General features: G+C 46.7%; 21 protein-coding genes and 1 pseudogene. 10 read left to right on the forward strand and 12 right to left on the reverse strand.

The annotated features are described in order from the left end of the window. Positions 1-202 precede the first annotated feature (202 nt). Positions 203-2,392, forward strand: a complete 2,190-nt coding sequence (gene yccS / locus R3289_RS01610; RefSeq protein ID WP_318923604.1) for a YccS family putative transporter — start codon at positions 203-205, stop codon at positions 2,390-2,392. A 297-nt stretch (positions 2,393-2,689) separates the two neighbouring features. Beyond that, positions 2,690-4,174 carry an AGE family epimerase/isomerase gene (locus R3289_RS01615; RefSeq protein ID WP_318923605.1) on the forward strand — a complete coding sequence of 495 codons (1,485 nt, stop codon included), beginning with the start codon at positions 2,690-2,692 and terminating at the stop codon, positions 4,172-4,174. Positions 4,175-4,434: 260 nt separating this feature from the next. Here the strand turns inward: R3289_RS01615 and R3289_RS01620 are convergent, their stop codons facing one another. Both R3289_RS01620 and R3289_RS01625 read right to left on the reverse strand, forming a co-directional pair. Then, a complete protein-coding gene (locus tag R3289_RS01620; RefSeq protein ID WP_318923606.1) occupies positions 4,435-4,797 on the reverse strand; it encodes a carboxymuconolactone decarboxylase family protein in 363 nt (120 codons plus the stop codon). Positions 4,798-5,056: 259 nt separating this feature from the next. Beyond that, positions 5,057-5,539 carry a hypothetical protein gene (locus R3289_RS01625; protein ID WP_318923607.1) on the reverse strand — a complete coding sequence of 161 codons (483 nt, stop codon included), beginning with the start codon at positions 5,537-5,539 and terminating at the stop codon, positions 5,057-5,059. Between the two features lie 247 nt (positions 5,540-5,786). On the opposite strand from R3289_RS01625, the gene R3289_RS01630 reads away from it, so the two are divergent. Next, on the forward strand, positions 5,787-8,933 hold the full coding sequence (locus tag R3289_RS01630) for a DUF748 domain-containing protein (RefSeq protein WP_318923608.1): 3,147 nt from the start codon (positions 5,787-5,789) through the stop codon (positions 8,931-8,933). Positions 8,934-9,292: 359 nt separating this feature from the next. Here the strand turns inward: R3289_RS01630 and R3289_RS01635 are convergent, their stop codons facing one another. Together R3289_RS01635 and R3289_RS01640 are read right to left on the reverse strand one after the other, a co-directional pair. Next, entirely contained in the window at positions 9,293-9,649 is a 357-nt protein-coding gene (locus tag R3289_RS01635) for a nuclear transport factor 2 family protein (RefSeq protein ID WP_318923609.1), read from the reverse strand. 24 nt (positions 9,650-9,673) lie between these two features. Further along, complete coding sequence (locus R3289_RS01640; RefSeq protein WP_318923610.1) at positions 9,674-10,633, reverse strand: DMT family transporter; 960 nt, start codon at positions 10,631-10,633, stop codon at positions 9,674-9,676. Positions 10,634-10,705: 72 nt separating this feature from the next. Here R3289_RS01640 and R3289_RS01645 point away from each other — a divergent pair, with 72 nt between their 5' ends. The 5 genes and pseudogenes from R3289_RS01645 to R3289_RS01665 all read left to right on the forward strand — a co-directional run bounded on the left by R3289_RS01645 (position 10,706) and on the right by R3289_RS01665 (position 16,798). Further along, a complete protein-coding gene (locus R3289_RS01645; protein ID WP_318923611.1) occupies positions 10,706-11,635 on the forward strand; it encodes a LysR family transcriptional regulator in 930 nt (309 codons plus the stop codon). 448 nt (positions 11,636-12,083) lie between these two features. After that, positions 12,084-12,167 (forward strand): annotated as a pseudogene (locus R3289_RS20505) (hypothetical protein); the annotation flags it as partial. A 357-nt stretch (positions 12,168-12,524) separates the two neighbouring features. Next, on the forward strand, positions 12,525-14,135 hold the full coding sequence (locus R3289_RS01655; protein ID WP_318923613.1) for a M4 family metallopeptidase: 1,611 nt from the start codon (positions 12,525-12,527) through the stop codon (positions 14,133-14,135). 166 nt (positions 14,136-14,301) lie between these two features. Then, positions 14,302-14,754, forward strand: a complete 453-nt coding sequence (locus R3289_RS01660) for a hypothetical protein (RefSeq protein ID WP_318923614.1) — start codon at positions 14,302-14,304, stop codon at positions 14,752-14,754. Between the two features lie 196 nt (positions 14,755-14,950). Continuing rightward, positions 14,951-16,798, forward strand: a complete 1,848-nt coding sequence (locus tag R3289_RS01665) for a M3 family metallopeptidase (protein ID WP_318923615.1) — start codon at positions 14,951-14,953, stop codon at positions 16,796-16,798. A 32-nt stretch (positions 16,799-16,830) separates the two neighbouring features. Here R3289_RS01665 and R3289_RS01670 read toward each other — a convergent pair whose 3' ends face one another. After that, positions 16,831-17,208 carry a hypothetical protein gene (locus R3289_RS01670; RefSeq protein WP_318923616.1) on the reverse strand — a complete coding sequence of 126 codons (378 nt, stop codon included), beginning with the start codon at positions 17,206-17,208 and terminating at the stop codon, positions 16,831-16,833. 597 nt (positions 17,209-17,805) lie between these two features. On the opposite strand from R3289_RS01670, the gene R3289_RS01675 reads away from it, so the two are divergent. Further along, positions 17,806-17,997, forward strand: coding sequence for a hypothetical protein (locus tag R3289_RS01675; RefSeq protein WP_318923617.1), 192 nt, complete (start codon positions 17,806-17,808; stop codon positions 17,995-17,997). A gap of 296 nt (positions 17,998-18,293) precedes the next feature. Beyond that, positions 18,294-18,941 carry a LysE family translocator gene (locus R3289_RS01680; protein WP_318923618.1) on the forward strand — a complete coding sequence of 216 codons (648 nt, stop codon included), beginning with the start codon at positions 18,294-18,296 and terminating at the stop codon, positions 18,939-18,941. A gap of 144 nt (positions 18,942-19,085) precedes the next feature. On the opposite strand, the gene R3289_RS01685 is transcribed toward R3289_RS01680, so the two are convergent. The 7 genes from R3289_RS01685 to R3289_RS01715 form a co-directional block, all read right to left on the reverse strand. Then, entirely contained in the window at positions 19,086-20,156 is a 1,071-nt protein-coding gene (locus R3289_RS01685) for a YjhT family mutarotase (protein WP_318923619.1), read from the reverse strand. 16 nt (positions 20,157-20,172) lie between these two features. Beyond that, the gene (locus R3289_RS01690; RefSeq protein WP_318923620.1) at positions 20,173-21,333 is read right to left on the reverse strand and encodes an N-acetylneuraminate epimerase; all 1,161 of its coding nucleotides are present in this window, start codon (positions 21,331-21,333) and stop codon (positions 20,173-20,175) included. Positions 21,334-21,515: 182 nt separating this feature from the next. Next, entirely contained in the window at positions 21,516-22,349 is an 834-nt protein-coding gene (locus R3289_RS01695; RefSeq protein ID WP_318923621.1) for a MurR/RpiR family transcriptional regulator, read from the reverse strand. Between the two features lie 149 nt (positions 22,350-22,498). Next, complete coding sequence (locus R3289_RS01700; RefSeq protein ID WP_318923622.1) at positions 22,499-23,389, reverse strand: dihydrodipicolinate synthase family protein; 891 nt, start codon at positions 23,387-23,389, stop codon at positions 22,499-22,501. A gap of 60 nt (positions 23,390-23,449) precedes the next feature. After that, a complete protein-coding gene (locus R3289_RS01705; RefSeq protein ID WP_318923623.1) occupies positions 23,450-24,733 on the reverse strand; it encodes a TRAP transporter large permease in 1,284 nt (427 codons plus the stop codon). Position 24,734: 1 nt separating this feature from the next. Further along, positions 24,735-25,250 carry a TRAP transporter small permease gene (locus tag R3289_RS01710; protein ID WP_318923624.1) on the reverse strand — a complete coding sequence of 172 codons (516 nt, stop codon included), beginning with the start codon at positions 25,248-25,250 and terminating at the stop codon, positions 24,735-24,737. A 56-nt stretch (positions 25,251-25,306) separates the two neighbouring features. Continuing rightward, positions 25,307-26,272 carry a sialic acid TRAP transporter substrate-binding protein SiaP gene (locus R3289_RS01715; RefSeq protein WP_318923625.1) on the reverse strand — a complete coding sequence of 322 codons (966 nt, stop codon included), beginning with the start codon at positions 26,270-26,272 and terminating at the stop codon, positions 25,307-25,309. Positions 26,273-26,289: the final 17 nt, after the last annotated feature.

Below are 26,289 nucleotides of genomic sequence, written 5' to 3' on the forward strand. Positions count from 1 at the left end.
TACCCAAATCACCTTAAAATGCAGAGTTCGGCTCTTGAGGTCCAATTGATTAAAATTTCTGCTGACAAAGTAAGTAATGACTAATTTCCCTAGGGTTTTATCATAACTTTGGTATCTTTATGAGCACGGCAGGCCATCTATAATCGCCCTGCTATTCTAGCTGTTCATTTTCCGCCATATATCAGAAGATTGTTAATCATACATGCAGAAAAGCCGCTTAAGATCCAATTTATGCCGTTACTGGGCGAATGACCGAATTAACTACAGTGTTCGGGTCTTTATCGCCTTAGTCGGTGTTGCCCTGCCCTGCTGGTATTTGGGGTTAACCACTGAGGTCACCCCGTTGGTCTTAGGTATTATTGCTAGCGCACTGGCTGAAACCGAAGATAATCTGACCGGCCGTATTAAAGGGCTGGCCATGACGCTGGCCTGTTTTCTTATTGCCTCTTTGTCTATCGAAATGCTGTTTGATTATCCGGTGCTGTTTAGCTTCGGATTATTTATCTCCACCTTTGGCTTCATTATGCTCGGGGCTATGGGTGCCCGATACGCCAGTATCGCCTTTGCCTCTCTATTGCTGGCGGTCTATACCATGCTGGGCTCAGCAACCAGTCCGAACCTTTGGTACCAGCCGGCCATTTTGCTTGCAGGGGCTGCATGGTATGGCCTGCTGTCGCTGATCTGGCAAGTTTTATGGCCAAATCAACCGGTTCAGCAAAGTCTGTCTAAGGTATTCAGCGAATTTGCTCACTATTTAGAGTTTAAAAGTAAGCTGTTTGTACCGGTTTCAAACATGGAACCTCAACCGTTGCGCATAGAAGCGGCCAGTAAAAATGCTCGTGTAGTGGCAGCACTGAACGCGGCCAAAGCCACCTTATTGCACCGCGCTCGACGTGGCCAGCCAAATGCCACTGGCGACAAATTTCTAAAAATCTATTTTCTGGCGCAGGATATTCACGAACGCGCCAGCTCTTCCCATTACCGTTATCAGGATCTTGCTGCTACTTTCCATCGCAGTGATGTCTTGTTCCGCTTCCAACAACTATTGACGTCACAGGCCCGCGCCTGCCGTGAAATTTCTCGTGCGCTGGCAATGGGGAAACCCTATCAGCATGGACCTGAGAGCGTGCGGGCATTGGATGAACTGCAAGAATCACTACTCTATTTAAAAAACCGGCATAATCCGCAATGGCGATCGTACCTGATCCAGCTCGATTACCTGTTCAATAATCTGGCAACCGTCGAGCGCCAGATGTCGAACGTCAGTAACCCGGACGTGGCACAAACAGATCCTGATATCGAACTGGCCGATCCCGAAGCCCGTAGCGCAAAAGATTTGTGGCTGCGCATTATCAGCCAGCTAAAGCCAGATTCGATGCTGTTTCGCCATGCGTTACGTATGGCCATCGCACTGACCGTGGGGTATGGCATTATTCAGGCTCTGGAGCTTGAGCGCGGCTACTGGATTTTACTCACGACACTGTTTGTCTGCCAGCCAAACTACAGTGCAACCCGTCAGAAACTGGTTCAGCGGGTCTTGGGAACCTTGGGTGGCCTGCTGGCAGGGATCCCTTTACTCTATTTATTCCCAGGACAGGAAGGCCAACTGGTGCTCATGGTCGGAGCCGGTGTTCTCTTTTTTGCATTCCGAACTGTTCGTTACGGATTGGCAACCGCCTTCATTACTCTATTGGTACTGTTCTGTTTCAACCAGTTGGGTGAAGGGTTTGCGGTGATACTGCCGCGTCTGGGTGATACTTTGCTTGGTTGTTTGCTGGCCGTACTGGCGGTAAGTTTCATCTTGCCCGACTGGCAGGCGAAGCGCTTACATAAAGTGATGGCATCGGCGATCACCACCAATCGGGATTATCTCGCCCAGATCATTGGCCAGTACCGGATCGGTAAACAAGACAACCTGAACTACCGGATCGCCCGCCGCGATGCCCACAATACCGATGCCCAGCTAAGCACTGCGATCAGTAATATGCTGGCCGAGCCGGGCCGTTACCGTATGGCCACCGACGAGAGCTTCCGCTTTCTGACGCTTAACCATGCCATGCTGAGTTATATTTCCGCGCTGGGTGCACATCGTACCCGCCTGGAAGATGAACGAAACCATCTGATCTCAAAGGCTCATCGTCTCATTCACACCCACCTTGATTGTCTGGCCGAGCAATTAGCAGGCAATGTCTGTGCGCTGGCACCCGATAACGATAATGATCTTGAGCAGCGCCTGGGCCAGTGGCGAGATGATGACTGTACTTCTGTACGAATGGTCTTGCAGCAACTGCACCTGATCTATCGCATGCTGCCCGAACTGCACTCTCTGGCCAATAAGCTTGCCGCCAGAACCGGCAAGCCCGCAGAGCAATCATCGCTTCCGCAACGTTGATCCTTAACCGCAAAAACCAATAGTACCAATCTGACTCATGCTCGCTGACAGGCCCGTTCATGAGTCATGATTGGTACTGTTCGGGTCAAACACAGCACAAAACTAAAGTGATTGAATCTTCGTTTTGCTTTCAGTTTGAAAACGTCCTATCGCTGATGGCGTTCAGTGCGAACCGTCGATCGACTCTGTGAAGCAGTAGACAGAATGTGTGAATACAAATGCATATATTCATGTTTTGTGTAAGGAATTGATTTAAAAATGAATATGCCGTTTATATATAGTCTATCGGGTAAATATATGCGCCGGACGTGTAGCACATTATTGCTGGCTACATTGTGCTCGACTGGCGCGGTGGCATCATCGACAAATACGGTAGCGCTTCCATCGGGTAACGACTGGCTCAACCATGTTACAAAAGGGCTTCAACCTTATTGGATGATGGAAACCGCACAAGGTGCCCCACTTGGTAATTTCCCAACCTTTCGTTGCGACGACGGCAGTCTTCTCGATGTCAGTCAACCATGTCCAGAGCTAGACAAGTCTTGGATAAATCCCTACTTTGATCGCGAATATACACGCATGAAATCACGCCAGATATATGGCTATGGCGTGCTTTACCACCTAACCGGCAATGAAGAGGCATTGAAGCTGGCAAAAGCGGGGGTTGATTATTTATTAGCGGAATTACGCGATCAAGAACATGGCGGGTTTGTCAGCTTTATTAAAGAGGGGAAACCGGGCTTAAAGTGGCAGCAACGAACCGCCCAAGATCAAGCGTATGCCATTGTCGGGTTGGCATTCTATTATTACCTCACCAGAGATCCAGTGGTCGAGCAGGCATTGATAGACCAGCAGAAATTCATTTTTGAACGCTATAAAAATGCCGCAAACAGTGATCTGCTTTGGGTGATCGAGGATGGTGACGAACAGAGCCACAAACAACGAGAGCTGGTCGGCCAGCTTGATCAAATTAACGGTTATTTGCTGCTGTTAACTCCGATAATGCCTAAATCAGTACAGCAGAAATGGCGAGACGATCTTTACTGGTTAACCGATCAGATGGTTAAGCAGTACTATTCTGAAAAAGAGCAACGCTTCTACGGCGCAATTCACCATAAAGCCGTAATGATGCCAGATGCAAAGCACAACGATTACGGCCATACCATCAAGGCGTTCTGGATGACTTATTTAGTTGGCCGCTACTTTGACCAAAACGAGTGGCAGAAGCTGGGTGAACAAGGTATGAGAACCACGATGGAACGTGCAAGCTACTCGATGCCGACAGATCAGGCTAAGCCATATCTTTCTAACTCATTGTTTAGTCAGTGGCAAAGTCTTAATGCAGTACCGACATGGAAAAGTAGCCGTTACAATCACTTTATCTCGTCTTGGCAATGGGCTGAATTAGACCAAGCAGCAATGACGGTTAATCTACTGGATGGTACCACCACGAATCAACTCTACTACACTCAAAATCAATACATGGATGCGTGGGTCGATCATCAATATGGGGGTGTAGGATTAGACCCGAAGCGAACCAAGGCTTTTCACTGGGGTAATGCTTACCACCAATTTGAGCACGCCCTCATTGGATATCTGAGCGCACAGCAATGGTATAGCAAGCCTGCGCAATTGTATTTTGCGTTGCCAAGTGACTACAGAGGGAAAATTGAGCCTTACTACTATCAAGGTGATATGACGTCTCGTAGAGAGGTTGGGGAGTTAGACGGCGTTAAAGGGCTCAAGAAGCAGGTTATCAGCTTTACCAACATTACCCCTTAACAGAAAAAAAAGCATCTAGGACAGGCACCTTTATTCCTTCCTGATGTGAACTTCGGTGCTCTGGATATTCAGCCCGAGCTGCACTCTCTGGCCAATAAGCTTGCCGCCAGAACCGGCAAGCCCGCAGAGCAATCATCGCTTCCGCAACGCTTAGGCTGAACAACGACAAAACCAGCCTTTGGCTGGTTTTCTATATCGCCGCTACTTTTTCTTAAAGAAACAGATAGCCTGCGGGCAAGCAGTGAAGTCAGAAGCTGTTGCTATGCTTCCGTAAGTTCAGCTTCCATTAGCTCTTCGACAGCTGCAAGGGCCTGTGTACCGAAGACCAATGAAGGGCCACCACCCATTAATACCGCTACATTAATAGTTTCGACGACCTCAGCCTTCACGGCACCGGCTTTGATTGCGGCCTGTACATGGGCAGCAATACAACCATCGCAACGGGCTGCAATACCTATCCCCAGCGCAATGAGTTCTTTGGTTTTTACATCCAGAGCACCCGGCGACATAGCGGCTTTATGAAGCTGCATGAATTGATTCATGGTGCTTTGGCTTTCCTGCATAAATGCATGGCCCAGTTGGCGTTGCTGCCTGTTGATTTCACGGTATGATTTGTTTTGCACAAGCTTAACCTTAAGTAGATTACCCTAATTTAATAAAGGCTAATATAACAGGCATCGTATATCTCTGCAATCAGTGCCGATTGAAATAGTCACATCAGGTAAATCGACAGGCTCGGTCGAATGACTTGACGATAAAAAAGCGATACTTGTGACGGCTACTCTGCATCACATCTAATGTCACAGAGTGCCAAATCAAGCATTAGTCCGTACAAGCTATTTAACCGTTTTTCATTGGCTTATCCAGGCTGATATTGGTTTCTCAATCTTGCCAGAATTTCCACCACTTCTTACTGTTCTCTTCTCTTTGTGCCTGACCTTTTTCAGAGCCTTTTCCTTGCTCGTTGCGCTCTTGCTCGGCTTTTTTCTGCTGCTGTTTATCCAGATCACCTGACGATGAGCCATTACTTTTATTCTTCTTATCTTTATCGGTCTTTTGGCCTTTAACTTTTTCTTTCAGGGTATCAACTTCTTCTTGAGCATCTTCAAGCTCTTCGATTTCCTTTTCGAGCCTTTCCTTCTCTTTTTTACTTTTTGTCTTTTTATGTGCCTGTTGCTTGTCTTGCAACAGCAACTCTAATTGTTGCTCGCGCTCTTCCAGAACAGACATTGCATTTTGCTTATCTTCTGCATTTTTGATCTCTGCAAGATTAGGTTTTCCTTTACCAGCCCAGTCAGGTTTATCTGCGTAGACTGATGGCGTAAATATGAGTGAGATGACGACGGCCAGAAGGTATTTTTTCATGTGATATCCTGTTTCTAGTAGATTTATTATCTGCTTGCATCCTTTCATAAAAGGATAAGTTAAGATGCCCGTTTTTACCATTTCGATTGGAATTTAACTGAGCGCTTATTTTTGAGCTAAGCCATATACCCTGTCGATTCGAATGAAATAGTTAAAAAAACCTCTGCCGCCCCTTATACCGGATAGCAAAAAGTAGTTAAACTCTGACAATCATAATTCTAAGACAACCAAGGGATCTTACTCTGGTATGAAAATTGCCTTGATAAACGCCTTCAACCGCTTCAAACAGGCTCCTAAATCAGCGCGAGCTCTCACTTACCTTTTGTTGACCTATACCTGTTACGCCCTGCTGCTGGGGCTGCTTGTACCTGCACTCATTCAATCTCAAGCACCCAAAAAACTCAGTGAACTTCTTGGACGTGACGTCCGCATCGCTGAGGCCAGCATTAACCCGTTTTTGTTGCGGGCGCGGATAAGCGGTGTCGAAATCAGCGAGCAAAATAGGCCTGTCAACTTTGTCAGCCTGCAGCAGCTTGAGCTTGAGTTCAGCTTCTGGCGCAGTCTTCTGCAATTAACCCCGAGCCTGGATCACCTGCATATTGAACAACCACAGATCAACATCGTCAGACTGGCCACCGAAAAGGACGCCGCCGAGTTTAACTTTAGTGACATACTGAAGCGTTTAACCGCGCAGCAGAGCGAAGAACCTCAGCCCGATACGGACCAAGCCCCCTCGGGCATTCCGGCCTTTCGTGCCCGTGCTATTGAGATCGTACAAGGTAGCTTTAGTTTTCAGGATCAGCAGACCGGCGCTAACCTACAATATCAGGGGCTCACTTTTAGCCTGCAGCAACTCGACTCACAGGCGCTGACTCTGAACCCGGCACAAAACTCATCTGCAGATAAGCAAATACCTCAATTCCGCCCGGAGGCCAACCGCTATGCCTTTGCGGTAAAGGGAGCAGACCAAGGCCTGTTGCAATTGGAAGGACAATTCCAGCTGCAGCCACTGGAGGTTCGCGGTGAACTGACGCTGGCCAAAGTCACTCTGCCTCCCTTCTGGCCCTTTGCGGCCAAGTCGGTGAAGGCCAAATTAAGCAGTGGTGAAATCAATGTTGAATCCAGCTTTCATCTCAAGCAGGAGCAAGAACAATTCAGCTTTGATACTGACAAGGGTAGCTTTGTTCTCGCCAATCTGGCATTCAATGATAATGAAACCCCAAAAGTGAAACTGCCCCAACTGGTGGTCGATGGCATAGCCCTTAGCAGTACTTCGCAAACTGTGGATCTGCACGCCCTCCAAGTACAGGGGATCTGGGTTGATGCCAGCCTGAACGACAACGGCCTGGATCTGCAGCAGCTCTTTATGCCCGCAGGTGCCAAAGCGACTGAGGACTCAACGCCGGGCAATGCCGACGAGGCCGCTGCCAAAGACTGGCTGATACGCCTCAATAGCTTCGAAATGGCAGACACCGATCTTAATCTTACCGAGAACCTTATCAGCCAAGGTGTGCATTGGCGTATCTACCCGCTGACACTAAGTACCAGCGCGGTACTGAGCGACTTGAGCCAGCCACTGGATTACCAGCTGGCACTCAGCTTAAGTTCTGACACCAAGGCTCTGCCGCTCAAAGATCGCGGTCAGTTCAGCAGCAGCGGCAGTCTCGATGCCAAGACACTCGGTATCGACGGCAAACTGCAATTAACTGCGCTGGATCTGAGCCAGTTCCAGCCCTATCTGGAGTCATTCCTGAATCTGCAACTGAGCAGCGGCAGCCTGACCACTGGCGGTGATTTCAGTGCCGATCATCGGGGCAAAGTTGTTTATCAGGGGCAAGCTGCAATCGACGATCTGCTGATCAAGGACAGGCTGGAATATCAACCCCTGCTGAAATGGCAACAGATGTCTATCGACGCACTTTTGTTTGACCTGCAGAACAAGCAGGTCAAGATTGACAATCTTACGCTCGATGCCCCCTATGCCAAAGTGCTGATCGCCAAAGACAGGCGCACCAATATCAGCGAAATTCTGGTAACCGAAACCAAGACGCCCGCAGATGCTACTTTGGCAAACAGGCCAGAGAGTGAAACGGTTCAGATGCAGGATACTGAAACCACCCAATCTGCACCGAAGACAACAGAACCGCAGGCAGAGCAAGCTTTTGCGCTGGATATCGGCAGTATTACAATCGCCAAGGGATCGGCCTATTTTGCCGATAATTCCCTGACGCCTAACTTTGCCTCCGGCATAGAATCGCTGGAGGGGCACATCAGCCACCTGTCCTCGACCCCGGGCACTAAGGCTCAAGTTGATCTCAAAGGTAAAATTGACAAATACGCCCCGATGACACTTAGCGGTGAAATCAACCCGCTGCTCCAGTCTCCCTACCTGGATCTGGATCTGGTGTTCAACAGCGTGGAGCTGACATCCGTCAACCCTTATTCCGGTACCTATGTCGGCTATTACATCGATAAGGGCCTGCTGTCGTTGGCACTTAACTACCAACTGGAAAATAATCAGCTTAAGGGCAGCAACCATCTGGTCATCGATCAGCTGCAGCTGGGTAAACCCAGCGAATCAGATCTGGCTACTAGTTTGCCGCTGTCACTGGCTATTGCCCTGTTGCAGGATCGCCATGGGGTCATCGATCTGGGGCTCGAAGTATCAGGTGATATTGATAGCCCCGATTTCAGCTTCGGCAGCATCATAATGAATACCATCACCAATGTGATCACCAAGGCAGTGACGGCGCCCTTCTCTCTGCTGGCCGATCTGGCCGGCACGGATGAGGAACTCAGTCATGTCCAATTCAGACCAGGGCTCGCCAGCCTGGATACCGCAGAGCAAGATCGCCTGAGCAAGCTTGCAAAGGCCTTAGATGACAGACCGATACTCAAAGTCAGCATAGAAGGCTCTGTGGCCCTCGCCGATGACAGCAAAGCACTGGCAGAAGAAAAATTACAACAGGAGCTACTGCAGCTCAGCGGTCTAGCCAGTCTGCCACAGGATCTCAGCGCCAGTCGTTTCCCCGCATCTGGCCCACTGGCCACGGCGTTGGAAAGTCTGTTCGTTCACCAGCTGAAGCTGGACATCAATGCGGAGCGGGCCAAGGTGGAACAATTGCTGAAGGAAAAGGCCAGCGCCACCGATGCGGAACCGGAAGCGGCCCAGGTAACCACCGTTCTACATATAGGCATGTATAACCAGTTGCTCAATGCACAGGAGATCAGCCACAACGAACTGGGTAATCTGGCCGAAGCCAGAGCTCGAACGGTCAAAGCCTTTATGGTGAATGACAAGAAGATCAATCCGGAACGGGTCTTTCTCCTGGACAGCAAATCACAGCTCAATACAGAGGAAAGCCGTGCCGTGCTGACTCTGACCGCTGATTAACGACACAGGTGCAATGTCGACCCGAATCGTTATGCAGCTATTCGGGCCGGCAGTATCTTGGACAGGCATAGTTAAAAGAAGTCACTAAGACTGACATCATTAAGTTGGGGTAAATACATCCGAATAGCATTATGGCTCTTCTTGCTCGTAATAGCCTAACCTGAAGCTATTTCGTGATTTATGGGGTATTGGAAGGTAGGTTTACCCTTCCTGGAGCCAGAATAAGTTGGAAGTCTTTGATTATCTGAGATGAATTACACTATTAGCCTATGAGCAAATGATTGATGGTTTCTTAAGTATGCCAGCCCCAGTTCTTACAGTTCTACCCACCTCTACTGAGTGATGTGATGCCTTAGTTGTTATAGTTGAGATACATCAGCATAAATTTTGTAGTCAACAATTAGACCATCTTTTATGGTTAAAAATGTCGCAAATTTCGCCAAGTGTTCACTGCCATCTTTCCTTACATAGTTAACCTCGCCATTACAGATAATTATGTCATCGTGATTCCAGATCCCATCAAAAGTGTGAGACATGCCAGCTATAGAATCGAAAAACTGACAATTCATATTCACAACAGCCGATTTACCTTGTACCGGTTCAGTATTGGAAAACCTAAACATAACGTCTTGATGAAGCATCTCAGACAACGCGGTCACATCTCGGCTGTCCACGATTTTGTAAAGTGTTTTGGTAAATGCGATTGGATTATTCATCTTAATTTCCTTTAGTCGTTTACGTCATAACTTTATGTTGGATTTCGATGCTTGTTTTGACTGTTGATTCGTCATCGCGAGTCCAATGAATAACAGCGCTAAAGCGATAATCAAGCGATAGTGGAACGCCTCAGCAAAAAAGAAAATCCCAATCCCTACGCCAGTCACCGTTACCACATTACCCACTTGACTAAAGCCCAATCCATCGGTCAATTGTTGTAAACGAAAGGTAAGCAGATAACTGAATGCAGAGATTATCGCCATCAGTACCAAGATCAGACAGCCAGATTGCGGCGCATCATAGCTCGAACTGCCCCCGACCATCAGACTGATAGGCAGCCAAATCAAACCTTGAATACACAATACCCCTGTCGCTAAGGCTATGGGATTAGCGCCAACGGGATAGGCTTTACTACGATATATATTACCCATAGCGAGGAATAAGGGCACCGAAGTAGCGAGTAATAACATACCGCCATCATCTTTTAACTTGAAGTCGGGCGATATGGTAACTAACAAAACCGCCACAAATCCAATAGCTATTCCCATGACTCTTTTTATAGTCAACCCCGCTTTCTGGAATGGTATAGAAAGAAGTAAAGTGAACAGTGGTGACAACGTGATCAGTACACTGAAAGTACTGGCCGCCACTTCCTGAAGCACAAAATTTGATGCCAAATTCGGAAGGCTAACACCAAGTAGGCCGGCAAAAATGTAGTAACGAAAGTGTTGCACCTCGAGCGCTTTTAATTCACCTTTCAATGATAGTAACGTCAATAAAATGATGGCTGAACCCAGCAACGGTAGTACTAACACCTCTAAGGGAGAAAAACCGTTCATGACACTGTATTTCGCTAATGCAAAATTCACTGCAACGGAAATACCCACTCCAAGAATGTACAAAATACGAGTGCTTCTAAGAGATAATGACTCCAATTTAGTTTCTGCACTTACACTTCTGGATAACAAAGAGTTACTGGACATGGTGCCTCCTTTAAGTTGTTTAGACCCGAGTTCAGTAAGGAAAGCATATTACCATTCGATCAGAATGATAATATGCCATATACTCACTGCATTGTTTCCAATCCCTCTACAAACCCTATGGAACACTTGGACGCTATTCCTTATTTTCTTGCCGTTGCTGAGCATGAAAGCTTTGCAGAAGCCGCCCGTCATCTTGACGTTTCTCGCTCAGCAGTAAGCAAACGAGTTAATCAATTGGAAACGACCTTGGGCGTTCGTCTCCTGCATCGAACGACACGAAAGGTTAGCCTCACAGAAGCTGGCAGCCATTATTTTACTAATGCACAAAACGCGTATTACTGGATACAACAAGCCGAAGACGCCGCAACCAGCCGTCAACAATCGCCAATAGGCAAGCTTAGGATCTGTGTTCCAATGTCTTTTGGACGACTGAAGATCGCCCCTTTGATCCCCGGTTTTCTGAAGAAATATCCGCTGGTCGAAATCGATATGGTTATGGATGATCGCTACTCGGACATCGTTGCTGCTGGATTTGATGTCGCTATTCGTGGCGGCGAACTTGCAGATTCTTCCTTGATAGCAAGAAAACTCATGTCTAGCCGCAGTCTAATTTGTACGTCCAGCGCATACTTAGATGGAAAACCACTCCCCAAAACACCTATCGACCTAACCGAACACAATGCGTTGATTTATAGCTACTCTGCACAAACGACAGAATGGGTGTTCGAATACAAAGATCACATTGAAACCGTTGCCGTACGTGGAAATTACCGAGTGAATAACAGTGAAGCATTATTAGCAGGGTGCTTACAGGGGGTTGGTGTAGGACGATTGCCCGATTTCATCGCAAAGCCTTATATCGATAATGGTGAGCTCATCCAATTGTTGCCAGAATACAAAATGCCAGAAAAAAACATTTGGGCAGTTTTTCCTGAACGTGCCTATATGCCCGTCAAAGTCAGAGCATTTATCGACTATCTGTCTGAAGTGCTGACGGTATAGTGTCATTGCCTCTTCGTGTACGCTTCGGCTATTGGGATAACCTCTCAACAAGATAATTGGTCAATACACGGGAAAGCCGTGCCGTGCTGACTCTGACCGCTGATTAACGACACAGGTGCAATGTCGGCCCGAATCGTTATCCAACTATTCGGGCCGCGAGTCTCTTGGACTGGCATTCTGTTGTTTTCTTAAGTCTCCCTATTCTCTTTCCGGATGGAAAATTCCTGTTGTTGTTCCTACACTTTCATATACATTGGCCGCCTGAAGGGAAATTATTGTGTATTTACGGCTTTTATATATTAGTGTCACCGTTCTGCTCGCACTTTCGAGTGGCTACTCGATAGCCGCCGATCTCCAAAATCTGAATAAGGATAAACAGACACTTCAACGGATCCACAACGCGCCAACCCTCAACGAAGCATTTCAACTCTCGCCACATGAAGCGCTGGTGGTATCGAAAGAAAAAGTCGACAAACACGGTTTTACGCATACCCGTTACCGACAAACCTATCGCGGCGTACCGGTGTGGGGAGAAGAAATTGTCATTAGCCGCGACCATTCCGGAAAAGCCATTAATGCGCATGGTCGCTTTGTCCGCAATCTTGCAGCGCAATCGATCGATACCACTCCCCTCATCGATGCAAACACTGCGCTCGATGCCATGCAAAGCCGGGTTAAAAGCAGACAAAACGACATTACCGCACTTGAATTTCGAAACGAATCGTCTGAGCTGGTGCTGTATCTCGATGGTGACCGCCCAACACTCAGCTATGCGGTTAGCTTCTTCGCGGACATCCCCGACGGAGGTAGCCCCACCCGGCCGACCTTTCTCGTCGATGCATTCAGCGGACAAGTACTGTTTGAATTTGAGGGACTCACCCATGCTGAGGTGGGAACGGGACCTGGCGGTAACGACAAGACTAACCGTTACGACTATGGTACAGATTTCGGAATGCTGGACGTAGACGTGGTTGGCAGCACCTGTACGATGAACAACACCAACGTTACGACGGTAGATCTGAACCACGGTACCAACGGTTCGAACACTTTCACATATACATGCCCCGAGAACACGCACAAAGAAATTAACGGTGCCTACAGCCCGCTGAATGACGCTCACTATTTCGGTGGGGTTGTATTCAATATGTTTAACGACTGGCTGAGTGAATCACCGCTAGCGGCACAGAATATGCCGTTAACGATGCGCGTCCACTACAGTACGAATTACGAAAATGCCTTCTGGGATGGGTCATCGATGACTTTTGGTGACGGTTACAATAGATTCTATCCCCTGGTCAGCTTAGATGTAACGGCTCACGAGGTCAGCCATGGCTTCACCGAGCAACATTCCAACCTGATCTATTCAGGTCAGTCCGGCGGTATCAATGAGTCATTCTCTGACATTGCAGGTGAAGCCGCTGAATTCTATATGAACGGCACCGCAGACTTTCAGGTCGGCGCTGATATTATCAAGGGCACGGGGGCGCTTCGCTACATGCAAGATCCTACTCTTGATGGTGCATCAATCGGGCATGCATCCGATTACGTCACCGGCATGGACGTCCATTACTCCAGCGGTGTTTACAATCGGGCGTTCTTTATTCTGGCTGCGCCCGCATCTTCACAATATCCGGGAAACAAGGGCTGGGGGATACGCAAGGCCTTTGAGCTTTTTGCCTATACGAACAAGAATATCTGGACCGCAAGCGAAACCTTCGACACGGCTTATGAAGGGCTGTTAGCCGCCGCCGACATGTTGAATACACCCACAATTCCCTATGATCCTGACATGTATAATAAGACAGACATAATAGATGCTTTTCAACAGGTTGGTGTACCAAAACCACCACCCGGCGCAGTTTGCTCCGTTGACGAGCCAATCCTTAGCAACGGTGTCCCGACCGGTGACTTTAGCGCAAATGCTGGCGAGTGGAATTGCTGGAAAATTGATGTAGCAGCTGGTGCCACCAATCTGGATATCGTGCTGCGCAACACAGCTAAAGGCAGAAATAAGATCAGTGGCGATGCTGATCTCTATATCAAACACGCCAGCTCCCCGAAAGTTGATCCCACAGGCCCCACGGGCGAGTTCGATTGTGGCTCATATTCGTCCAATAGCGACGAGCGCTGCACTATCGGCTCACCAGGTGTGGTTGAAGACGGCTATTGGTACATCGCGATTTACGCCTATAGCGACGTTCCCTCCGTCTCATTAACGGGTACTTTTGATGGCGGTGAGTCCCAGCCACCTCCGGCGGACGCCATCACGCTGACGGCAACCGTAAAAGGGCGCAGTAACAAGCAGTTCGTATCACTAAACTGGGCAGGAGCGACGACAACTAATGTCGATATTTACCGTCAAGACCTTTACCCTAATCTCCCCTTCAGGGACACAGCGAATGACGGCACATACAAAGACAACACAGGACAAAGCGGTTATCTATACCAGGTTTGTGAAAGTGGTACGGGAAACTGCTCTGCATCCGTAACAGCAAACTAACAGCGGGCGCTTAAACGGCACTCTATCAACGTGTCATCGGCAGGGCAAATGTGCCCTGCTGCAACTAACCACTGATGTTGTCTTTAGCGCCCATCAAAGAGTCTGAGCCAGAATAAGCTATAACAGATCAACAAGATCACGAAGTTTATTGCTAAGGATGTTTCCGATGGATAAGCTATTTCTACATCACGTTAAGTCACCATTTGCCGTCGGCGACCACCCCAAAGACCTCTTTGTGGTCAGTTTTTCCGATAATATTAATACGGCAGCAAGAGAACTGCAGGCTAAAGAGTGCCTGCTGTACTCTCGCCACAAAAACTTGGCCCAGTCCCTTATCAGACTGACCGAATCTTTCGAATTTGATGCCGATCTCAAAACAGTTGCCTTTATACTGCGATCGCTCGATAGCACGAGCTACACGTCATACCTGGCACAGATGAAGAAACACTGTAATAACGATACTGAGTACTATCAGGTACTGAAAAACCTCATCGACGATTACATACAAAAAGGATACGTGCCTGACAGCAACGGGCATTTCACCGATTATACGCCTTACCACGATTTTCACTGCAGGAGCAAAGCTTCTTTCGTTAAGAGGTACCGCTCCTATGATTAGAGTCCGTATCAAATGGTCACTTTATACATCAGTGATTTCAGAGAGGGATTACGTTGAAAAATAGAGAATTCGTGGCCGATTTCTACAATGTCATTGTGGTATGAATTCAATATTAAAAGGGTATCTCTGTTGTATCACCACGGACAGGTATATAATATTTCAAATTAATCAACATCTTATATTTACAGGGACGATAATGACTGCAACCGACTACCTTAATTCACTGAACCAGCGCTATTTATCTATTCATAGAAAAAAAGAGGACTTCTTTTGGGAAACATACATGGGTATCAGTGATGACCATGATGGTTCAACCAAAGCAGAAACCGAGTGGATTCAATTCTTAAGCGCTTCTTCTCAAATCACAGAGCTTAAAAAGCAAATAGAAATGGCACAATCGCTTGCTGATCCTGACGAGAAAAATCAAACTCTGATTGGATTAAAGGGCTGGCTCGCCACTTTTCAAGCTCATGCGCTAGAGTCTGAACAAGCGCAAACACTGAAATCGGAACTGATTAAGTTCGAAGCAGGTTTGTTTGAGAAAAAACAGAACTATACCATGACGTATGTGGCTGAAGACGGTAAAGAGGCAGAAGGATCTTTACCGGTACTTTCCGCCAACATTCGTACCAGTGCCAATGAAAATGTTCGTCAGACATCTCATCAGGCCCTGCTCGATTTAGAACAGTGGCTACTGCAAAACGGTTTTTTAGAACTCGTCAAACTGCGGAACAAGTTTGCAAAATCATTAGGGTATGACAACTTTTTTGACTACTCGATTGTTAAAACAGAGCAGATGACGACCGCAGAGCTGTTTACTATTCTGGACGACTTTGAAGCCAGAACCAAAGACAGCCACCGAAATAGCGTAAATCGTTTAGTTGAAGCCATGGGGCCTCAATCCCTTCAAGGGCATAACTTTGTATTTTCGTTTTCGGGTGATGCGATGCGCGACTTAGATCCCTATGTCCCGTTTTCTCAATCGCTACGCCGCTGGGTAGAATCATTTGGGCGCTTAAACATTGATTACTCTGGCGCTGAACTGACGCTAGATCTTCTTGATCGTAAGGGAAAATATCAGAACGGCTTCTGTCATGGCCCTGTTCCCGCGTTTTACGATCAAGGCCGCTGGGTTGCCGCTAAGGTCAACTTCACCAGCAATGCCAAACCGGATCAAGTCGGCAGTGGATATGACGGGATCAATACCTTGTTCCACGAAGGCGGACATGCCGCCCATTTCTCTAACGTAAAAATGAATGCTCCGTGCTTCTCGCAAGAATTCGCGCCGACCTCGATGGCCTATGCTGAAACGCAGTCGATGTTTTGCGATAGCCTGCTGGGCGATGCCGATTGGTTAAAGCAGTACGCCTTTGATGCGAAAGGAAATGTAGTGCCGGATGCAGTCATTAAATCGATGATTGACAGTAAACAGCCCTTCAGAGCGTATATCGAAAGAAGTATTTTGGTTGTGCCGTACTTTGAACGAGCGCTGTATCAACTGAGTGACGATGAACTGAGTGCTGAGACGGTGACACAGTTAGCGCGGGCGATGGAGCACAAGATCCTCGGCCTGGAATGCAGCCCGCGTCCGTTAATGGCTATTCCACATCTTCTCTCCGATGAGTCGGCATGTTCTTATCAGGGATACTTGCTGGCTAATATGGCGGTTTATCAGACCAGAGCGTACTTTACCGAGAAATTCGGCTATTTAACCGATAACCCAGAAATCGGCCCGCTACTTGCGAAGCATTATTGGCATCGAGGCAATAGCGTTAATCATAACGCCACAATAGTGAGTCTAACAGGCGAAGGATTTAACGCTAAATATCTCGCGGATGAATGCAATCTGTCTGCCGAGCAAGCATGGGAAATCGAGAAGGAAAAAATATCCGCGCTTCAATCCAGAACGCGGGCTGATGTTGCTTCTTTAAATGCCAGTATCAACATTGTTGATGGTGCCAACCAGATTGCCAGTAATCTCACCTCTGACAATGAAATGTGCCGTGAATTCGAGCAATACATTGTGTCGAGATATGGCCGATAAATAAAAATGACTACTCGACGATTGTGGAGTAGTCACTCGAACGTAACTGACTCTCCGGATGCCCCAGAAAATAGCATACCGAAAAAGTTAATAGCATCAACAGAGACAGTCGTGCCGCCATGGGTTGTGACTTGGAAGTAGATGCGCAGTATTTTGGGTTTATCGGTATCCCCAACCACTTCTTTACTCAGTATCTTTACCCCCCAGCTTGCAGTTGTACCTTGCGGATCAACGAGATGAATAGGGTTTGCTATCACGATTGTCCGTTCCTCTTCAAGATCAACGAACGGCGTTTGAATGTCGATAGAGTCATCAATGGAGATCCTGGGGGTTTTTCCATCCCATGTGTAAGGCCCTTTGAGAGTTTCACTGAAAGCCAGAAATCCGCCAATATGTAAACGTTGATTCATTAGGTTATCCCCTATTGCTTAATGATATTCGGCTGCTTAACCGCGCCATAGGCAAAGTTCGCAAGATTTATAAGGCAAATTAGTCTTGGGGTAATGTGCCATATTAAATATTGCATGCTTCCCTCAATACGTTTTTCTCGCTGCACTACCATAACCGTCGTATATTTGTCTGGACTAGTCAGATCTCGATTTCAAAAAAGTAATTCCTCAAACTTACCCTTAAGCTTTTTGTTTTCTTGCTCAGGTAGATGGTTAACGTGCATTTTTTCTACTTTGGCGAAATCATGTAAATCAAGATTTCAAGTATAGTTGAATGAAATCGGTATGAGCTATTTTTGCTCAGTTTCGCTGATGAGGTGCTTGGTTGCCGACCAGGTACGCCATGTACAGAAAAAATCGCGCCGGACATAAAAGGTGAAACCTTACAAGAGAAGAACATACGTAGCAGACTAATCATCCGTTTTATCGTTTAGCCAATTTGCTGCAATACTCAATGTATTCCAATAGAGCTAAACGCCATGTAAAGATGTTTGATTTGTTAACTGCTGGAGACAACGATGCTTTGAACTCAATTAGATTATTGATGAGGGTAATTTTATGAATTTTGGTTATATGATCTATCAAGAGAAAACCGGTTATACCGATGGTGTTTATAACGATTTAAACACAGCAAAAAATATTCTCGAACATTTCAAAGAAAAAGACCCATCAGGAAATTATTTTTTGGTGCTCGTTTTTGATGGCGATCTGAGTAGCGATTATCAGCATAAACTAAAAGATTTGCCATAAACCCGTTATCCAATCTAAACAAAAAAATGCAGAATAATACAATTTATACCCAAGTAACCTCAGGTGCGCCCCAGCGACAAACCGGCGCCTTGAGATAACTTGGGTATATCGCCCCCCAATAAACCGTCCCCCCAACCAAGAAACATTTGTTGCGATAATCATTAACAGTTTCAGTGTGAACAACCAGCCATGAGCAAATAATCAGCGATTAACGTCATTTATATTCAACAATAACTTTAATTATCTCGCCATCGCTGTAAAATCCAGCCCTTCACTCTAAATTCAATATCAGAATCATGATCGATTTTTCTATACTGCCGGTGTATTTGACCGCTGTAATTGCCCTGCTGCTGATCCCGGGGCCAGACATGCTGCTTATCGCCAGCTCCAGCCTCAGCTATGGTCGTAAGGTAGGCGTATTTGCCAGCTTAGGTAACGCGACTTCAGGCCTGCTGCTAACGCTGTTAGCTGCAATGGGCGTATCAGCACTTATTGCAATGAATCCAATCGCATTACAAGTGCTTCGACTGCTGGGTGGCGCTTACCTGCTGAAAATGGGCTGGGATTGCATGCGTACAACGCCGGCTGAGACGCCTGAATTAGAGCAGCAATCAGGTATGGCAACCACACTCTACCGCCGTGCGGTGATCAGTAACCTGCTTAACCCGAAAGCATTGATTTTCTTCGTTCTGTTCTTGCCCCAGTTCGTGTCAACTCAGGCGACGGCAACCTCTGGCGAACAGATGCTGGTGCTGGGTCTGCTGCTCAATGTTCTCGGCCTGTTGTTTAACCTGTTTCTGGTAACAATGGTAGGCAGCTTAGGTAAGCCGTTACTGAAGAATGAAAAATTTCGTACCAACCAGCACAAGTTTATGGGTCTGATCTTTTTTATTCTCGCTATCTGGCTACTAGCCTCTCAGGTGCCGACGCCAGCGATTAACTAGAGCGTATCAATTCAGCCCCCCGCTCTGACACTTATGATGTGGAAAGCAAAATTAACGCTTGTCGATGGCGTTATGGGCCAACAAATCACCATGGATACTTCATTTTAGGAGTATCCATGGCTGGCGAAACGGATGACTGATTTCTCAGTTATTCCAATTCATCAAGTAACAATGAGTCAGTCCGTTTCCTTTATTATCTTCACCTCCTACAATCACTATGCCTTTGTCTGTTGTTATGCTGACACCGTAGGCACTCCCGACCGGAAGTTCCCCTGCCTGTATCCAACGTGAACCATCGAACCGCCAAACTTGATTATTATAATGTTTGGTCAGCCCTTGATGGGTATACCACTGCCTTTCTCTTAATCGCTGCTGACTACCAATAAAGTAGGCACCACCTGCTACAAAATACTGATTATTAAGTACACCAGAATACGCTCCTGCTACACCCTCATGCTCTAATTCTTGGCTGGTGATCGAGGGTAAGGTCGAAGCTTCAATCTCGCCGAATGGATGAAAAGTAAACTGTTTTACTTGCGTGCTGCGCAGGCCAGGCTTTATTTCTCCATCAATCAAAATGACCTTGGCACCATCTTGAATAAGGCTGGCACCACAGTTTGCAGAAAACGGGTTTTCCATTAATACATGCCACATCGAACTCGCGGTATCAAACTGCAATACGTTTTGGTTCCAGTGATACTCTTCAGGTTTACGGGACATAAACTCCACGAGCAGAGCATGGTGCTTTTCTGGCTCTTCATCTGGATCCACACTCGTAATTTTTGCCACGAATGAATCGAAAATTGCCTTGTTATACCCACCAAAGAAAGCAAATTTCCCCGATGAGATTTCGCAACCTGAAGCGCCTAGTAGACCAACAGGTATGTCGGTATCCACTTTGTCCCAGCGACCACTATCCACACAATAGTGATAAACATCCGTTAGGACTTGGGCAGAACGGCTCTCTGGCGGCTGTCCTGCTCCTGAAAATACCCACAGTCCTGTTTCATCGGCTATCATTAGCGCATCATTTCTTGCCGTGCCGGGAAACGCCTCGCACGCCTTCCAGCCTTCACTCACGGCATCTAAATCAAGGTGAAAAAAACGCTTCCCAGCGCTGCCCAATCCGACATAGAGCTGACAACCATGCAAAGCACCTACACCGTTCTTTAGTCCCAACGGGAAATCTGGTAATTGAGTAATAGCTAATGACATTTGCTGCTCCGTATAATTAGTTCGCGATCACGACTGATTCACCATTCCACGACAGCAAATAAACGTCGTTACGGGCTTGTCGCTTGCTATCTTCCCCCCCGACGATCAGCACACCTTGGTCCGTCGTAAATGACGCGCCATAAGCCAGACCTTCAGGTAGATTGACCGATTGAGACCACAGCCCATCGTTATATACATAGATTTCCGGGTTGAAGGCTTTGCCGAATCCATTGTGGGCAAACATATTGCCTTGTTCGAAAGCCGCCTTAGCGCCGTGAAAATTCGCTCCGCCGGCAACAATCGCGACACCATTGCTAAGACCCGAAAATGCACCGGCGATCCCTTCTTGTATTTGACTGCCTCGAGATGCTGGCAGTGAATGTAAACTTTCCCATGGTTGAGGCTGACCAAATTGATATTGCTTAACTTCTGCTGTTCTTAACCCTGGTTTGATTTCGCCACTGATAATGGTCGCTTTAGAACCCTGGGTTAACAGCGCTGAACCACAATTTGGCAAATAGGGAGCAGTACCTAATTCAGCCCACTCGTTGCTCTTTGGTGAATAGCTGACCACATGACGGTTCCAGTTGTAGTCCAGCGGCTGCATCCCCATATAGTCATCAACAATTTTCTGCCATTCATTTGGCTGATTTTTTTTACTCGTCGCATTAATATCAGCAAGATACTTATCAAAATACGCTTTGTTGTAACCACCAAAAAAGACAACTTGCTGGTTATCCGGGGAATAAGAGGCGGCACCTAACAGACCAACAGGAGACGCTGTCTCTACCATCGACCACTCATCTGAAGACACGTTATAACGATACACCGAGTCGAACAAAATAGGCGATGCATCAGATAATTGTTGTTTTCCTGACCCGCCAAAAACATAGATGTTGCCATCTACCACAGAGGCTGTAGCACCACTTCGAGCCGGGCCGGTAAAATCGGCTCTTTTCTGCCAGCCTTTCTTCACGTTTTTAAGATCTAGCATATAGAAATCAGTACCTGTCGAACCTAATCCGACAAAGAGCTTGTCTCCCATTTGAGCACTGACACCACTTTTCATCCCTACAGGTAAGTCAGGCCACAGATCCTTAGCAACAACAGGTGTTGCCATCAAAACAGAAGCAGCAAGCAAAGGTGCAAAAACTGTTGGTAGATTAAGCTTTTTCATTATGTTTATTTCCCTATTTTATTGGACCAAATTAGTTATCGCTTATATGAAACTCATCCTAATTATCAATTAATGAAAAATAATTTCTTTGATGATGGCGGCAATAAAAATAATATTTATTTATTGGTGAAAAAAAAGCCCGTCATCTGATGAGCTTTTATTAAAAACCTATTAAATTAAATTTACTTCATTAGTGGCATAACCACTTCTGCCGTTTCCAGTACCGCTTCCGAATAGTCTGGATACTTATCTAATAGCGTGTTCACAAGTACATCAACTAAAAGCAGCGCCCCAACTTTTGATGCAAACGCGCCACCTGTCAGCGGGCCTTCTGGTCGGGCGGCGACCAACATCTCACTGGAAATAGCCGAAAGTGGGCTATGACTTATATTGGTGAGTGTCACGACAGGGACTTTACGTTTGTATGCCTGAGAGGCGGCGTGAATCACTTCTTTTGTCGACCCTGAACTAGAAATAGAAAACCACAAGTCACCTTCGCTGCACCGCACGGCATTCATTGCCGCTAGGTGAGTGTCTTCGTACATAGTGACCTTTTTTCCTATCCGTAATAACCTAAACGCCAGATAGCGCCCAACAATGCTTGATGCCCCAACACCGACACAGCTTATAAACTTGGCTTCATGAACAAGCTTACAAATGCGTTCTAACGACTTCCTATCGATAAGCTTCGCGGTATCTTGCAAGCTGGCAACGGCACCCTGCGCGGATACATCACAAATATCGCCTTCTGCAACGGTGTTGCTTCGGTTCGCATTTTGGCTCAGATCGACCGCGAGTGCCATTCTAAAGTCGGAATACCCCTTGTACCCCATATCACGGCAAAGACGTATGACCGTTGCTTCACTGGTTTGAGTACTTCTGGCCAGATCAGTAATGGTTTGAAACTGAACATCATGAGCATTTTCTAAGATATAGTTAGCGACTATTCTTAGTTTTTTACTCAACGGCTCTATATTCGAGCGTAATCTAACTAACAGATTTTTAGGCGAACTCACAAATGCCTCATTGTATTATTTTATGCCGCGTTAAAAGTACCAATGTCAGACGTACAGTTACACGCTACCGGCATGTAATGCAAGGTTTGATGCTACATTTGATACTCATCTTAGTGAGTAAGGGAGGCTGACGCCTCCCCCAGCCTAATTTACAAAAAATCTGCATCACGCATTTTAGCGACTACATCTGCTTTTTGAGCCGCGCTCAGTGAGCGAAGTGGAGAGCGAGGATCTCCGGCATCAATACCGTGCAGTTGCATTGCCGCTTTACCTGCTGCAACGCCGCCATACTCAACCAGCACACGGATTAAGGCAATCACCTTATCCATCAGAGCCGACACTTTCGCCTGATCGCCATTATTGAACGCTTCAATAATTTCAAGATAAAGCGGTGCTGCATAGTTATAGGTGCTACCCACAGCGCCCACAGCCCCTACCGCCAGGCCTGCAGGTAAAAATTCATCAACGCCGAATGGTATGTCAAACTTGCCGCCCGCTACGCGAGTACAGCGCTGGTATTCATATAAATCGGTATTATTAAACTTAGCGCCCGATAAGTTCGGAATACGCTTATCGCCTTCTATTAAAAACTTTTCCAGGTCGACGTTCACACCGGACATGCCGGAGTGATAATAATAAAAACCTTTCGAAGGGGCCGCGGCGGCGACTTGAGCGCAATACTCCACTAAATCATCGACCGTACCTGGCTTAAAGAAGCAAGGCCCAATCACGGAAGTCGCAAAAATATCTAATGTTTCAGCATGGCTGGTTAAATTAAGCGTATCGACGATACTCAATGCACCTGTGTGCAAAATGATATCCAGCTTTCCATCGGCGGCTTTTACCCAGCGTTCGGCTATCGTCTTGCGCTCTTCAACCGAGCAATGGATCCCTTCACCTGTTGTTCCGCATACATAAGCCCCTTTGACCCCTTGCTCAATGAGCAACTGCGCAATCTCATCAATAACAGAGAGGTTGACGTTATTGTTGCTGTCAAAGGGTGTATGGGGAGCTGCAATTAAGCCTGTTAATTTATTCATGGCCTTTCCTTACTGTAATTTTATAGGCCGCGCGGAATACTCCGCCCGGCCGATTTTTAATTATTGTCCGTAACCTAACATCAACTGCGGAAGGAACAATGTGAACTGCGGGAATACCGCAATCAGGATCAATACGACAAACAGCGGGACAAGCAGAGGAAGCACCCCTTTTGTCAGCGTATGGAATGGGATATTGCCTACACGTGAGACGACGTATAACGCCATGCCCATTGGGGGAGTCAAAATACCTATCATTAGGTTTAAAATAGCCATCACACCAAAGTGAACCGGATCAATGCCTACCGCCGCCGCAATTGGTACGAGGAAAGGAACCAACAGTAACAACAGTGCGAGTGACTCAATGAAAGTGCCTAAGAACAACAGTAATAAGTTGATCAGAAGTAGCAGTACTAATGGGTTATCACTGATCGTCAGGAAGTAATCCGCCATCATTTGCGGTAACTGCTCACGAGCGACTATCCAGCCAAACACGGTTACGCCCATGACCATCAAGGCCACTACCGCTGTAGTATTGACCGTCTCTTTAAGAATATCGACAAAACCTGCAACAGTTAGCTGTTTATATACAATGGTGCCAAGGAACAGCGCATATAACGATGACACCACCGCCGCTTCTGTTGGCGTAAACTTACCTGAAAATATCCCACCAATAATGATGACTGGCGTTAATAGTGATAAAAAAGCTTCTTTCAGTGATTTAAGCTGCTCTCTACGCGATGCTTTCGGTAGCGTTATATAGCCACGTTTTTTACAGATAAAATAACTCATCACCATTAAGGCAACCGCGCACATTAAACCCGGAATTGCACCGGCCAAGAACAGAGCGCCGATTGATGTATTCGATACCACACCATAAATAACCAAAGGAACTGATGGTGGAACCAGAGGCCCGATGATGCATGATGCCGCCGTTAAACCACCGGCAAAATCATCGTCATATTTAGCGTCTCGCATTGATTTGATTTCAAGCTGCCCTAAACCACCGGCATCTGCCAATGCCGAGCCAGACATACCAGAGAACAACAGGCTCGCCATGATATTGACATGCCCCAAGCTGCCGGTAATGTGCCCGACCATCGATTTTGCAAAGTTGAAAATACGCTCGGTGATCCCTGCGCTGTTCATTAAGTGTCCGGTTAAAACAAAAAACGGCACCGATAGCAGCGTGAAGTTATTGATCCCGCCTAGCATTTGCTGAGCGGTAAAGTTAATTCCCGTACTCTGGGTAAACACGAGAAAAGCTAAAGCGACAAAAATAAGAGAAAAACCAACAGGCATCCCAGCAAATAAGAGTGCTAACCAGCCAAAAATTGAACCCGCCATATTATTCCTGCCTATCCAGTTCGTGAGAATGGTGTAATAAAGAAGAGGTATCACTCTTTCGATATGCTGAAATGATCCCTAACATTTTTTGGCTTTGGCGGACAACCATGAATAAGCCACCAAGCGGTAAGCTGTAGTTCATCCACTTGCTCGAAATTCCGAGAGTGATCAACTCAAAAAACGCTGTTCTTTGAACATGCTGATAACCAAGATAAATAATGGCAAAAATTGACACTAATACTGCCAACTCTAAGCTCAACGTCAAAAAGAGCCGAGATTTTTCCGATAACTTATCCGAAAAGAAAGTGATATTGACATGGGAGCCCGTTTTAATCGCAAGCGCACACCCAATTAACGACATGTACATAAATAGAACCCGCGCAAGCTCTTCACTCCAAAGAGAAGGGTCATTGAGTAACCAACGCGTACCTATCTGCCAAGTTAATACCACCAGCAACATTGCCATCAATGGCACGGTGATGATCTCTTCAATGTTATTTAAAATTTTACGTAGCATTTCTAGCTCCAAGGCTGGCTATCAGGCTGGCTATCAATAGCCAGCCATGCGTAGAGTTACATGTTTGCCAGTTTCTTAACTAATGGTTCGCCAATCTTCTTCTCAAATTCAGCGTATAGCGGCTGCATAGCTTCGCGGAACGGAGTGAGTTCAGGTCGAGTTACGTTGACACCCTGCGACTCAAAGAAAGAAACCAATTCTGCTTCTTGCTTTTTAACGGAAGCAGTGTGTACGGCACCCACTTCAGCAACGGCTTTAGTCACAATGTCTTTTTCTGCGTCAGATAACTTCTGCCAAGTCGGGTCAGAGATGATTACCATTTGATCATTCACGATATGGTTTGTCAGGGCTAAGTTCTTTTGAACTTCATAGAACTTCATCGTTTTGATGGTTGGCAGCGGGTTTTCCTGCCCATCAACCGCATTCGTTTGCAGAGCCAGATAGACTTCAGCAAATGCCATTGGGGTTGGTGATGCGCCAGAAAGTTTTGCGTAGTTAAGATTTGGTTTCGCGTTTGGCACTCGAAGTTTTAGACCTTTAAAGTCAGAAATGGATTCAAGAGCGCGGTTAGATGTCGTCTGACGCGTGCCGTTGTACCAAGTGTCCAATGCCCGCCAGTTAAACTTCGCTAGCATTTCATCACGAACACCTTGGCCAAAATCGGATTCAAACATGCGGCGCAGGTGTTCATAGCTGGTCGCAACATAAGGCAGGGTAACGGCTTCAGCTCTGGGTATCCACAACCCCATACGTCCGAACTCGGCATAGGTAATATCCAAGTCACCGTATGTAAGTTGTTGCAACATTGCACGGTCGTCACCCAACTGTGCGCTTGGGTAAAGTGATAGCTTAATTTCACCTTCACTCATCTCGTCAATGGTATCGGCCAGCAATTTGGCTGACTTATATTCAACAGAACCGACAGATGCCTGCATACCCATTTTTAATGTCGTAGCAGCTTGCGCAGATATCGCAAATCCAAGCGACAGCATGGCTAAAGTGATTTTATTGATGGCTTTCATATTATTCCCTTTTGTAG

The organism is Photobacterium sp., assembly GCF_033720175.1.
Lineage (GTDB): Bacteria > Pseudomonadota > Gammaproteobacteria > Enterobacterales > Vibrionaceae > Photobacterium.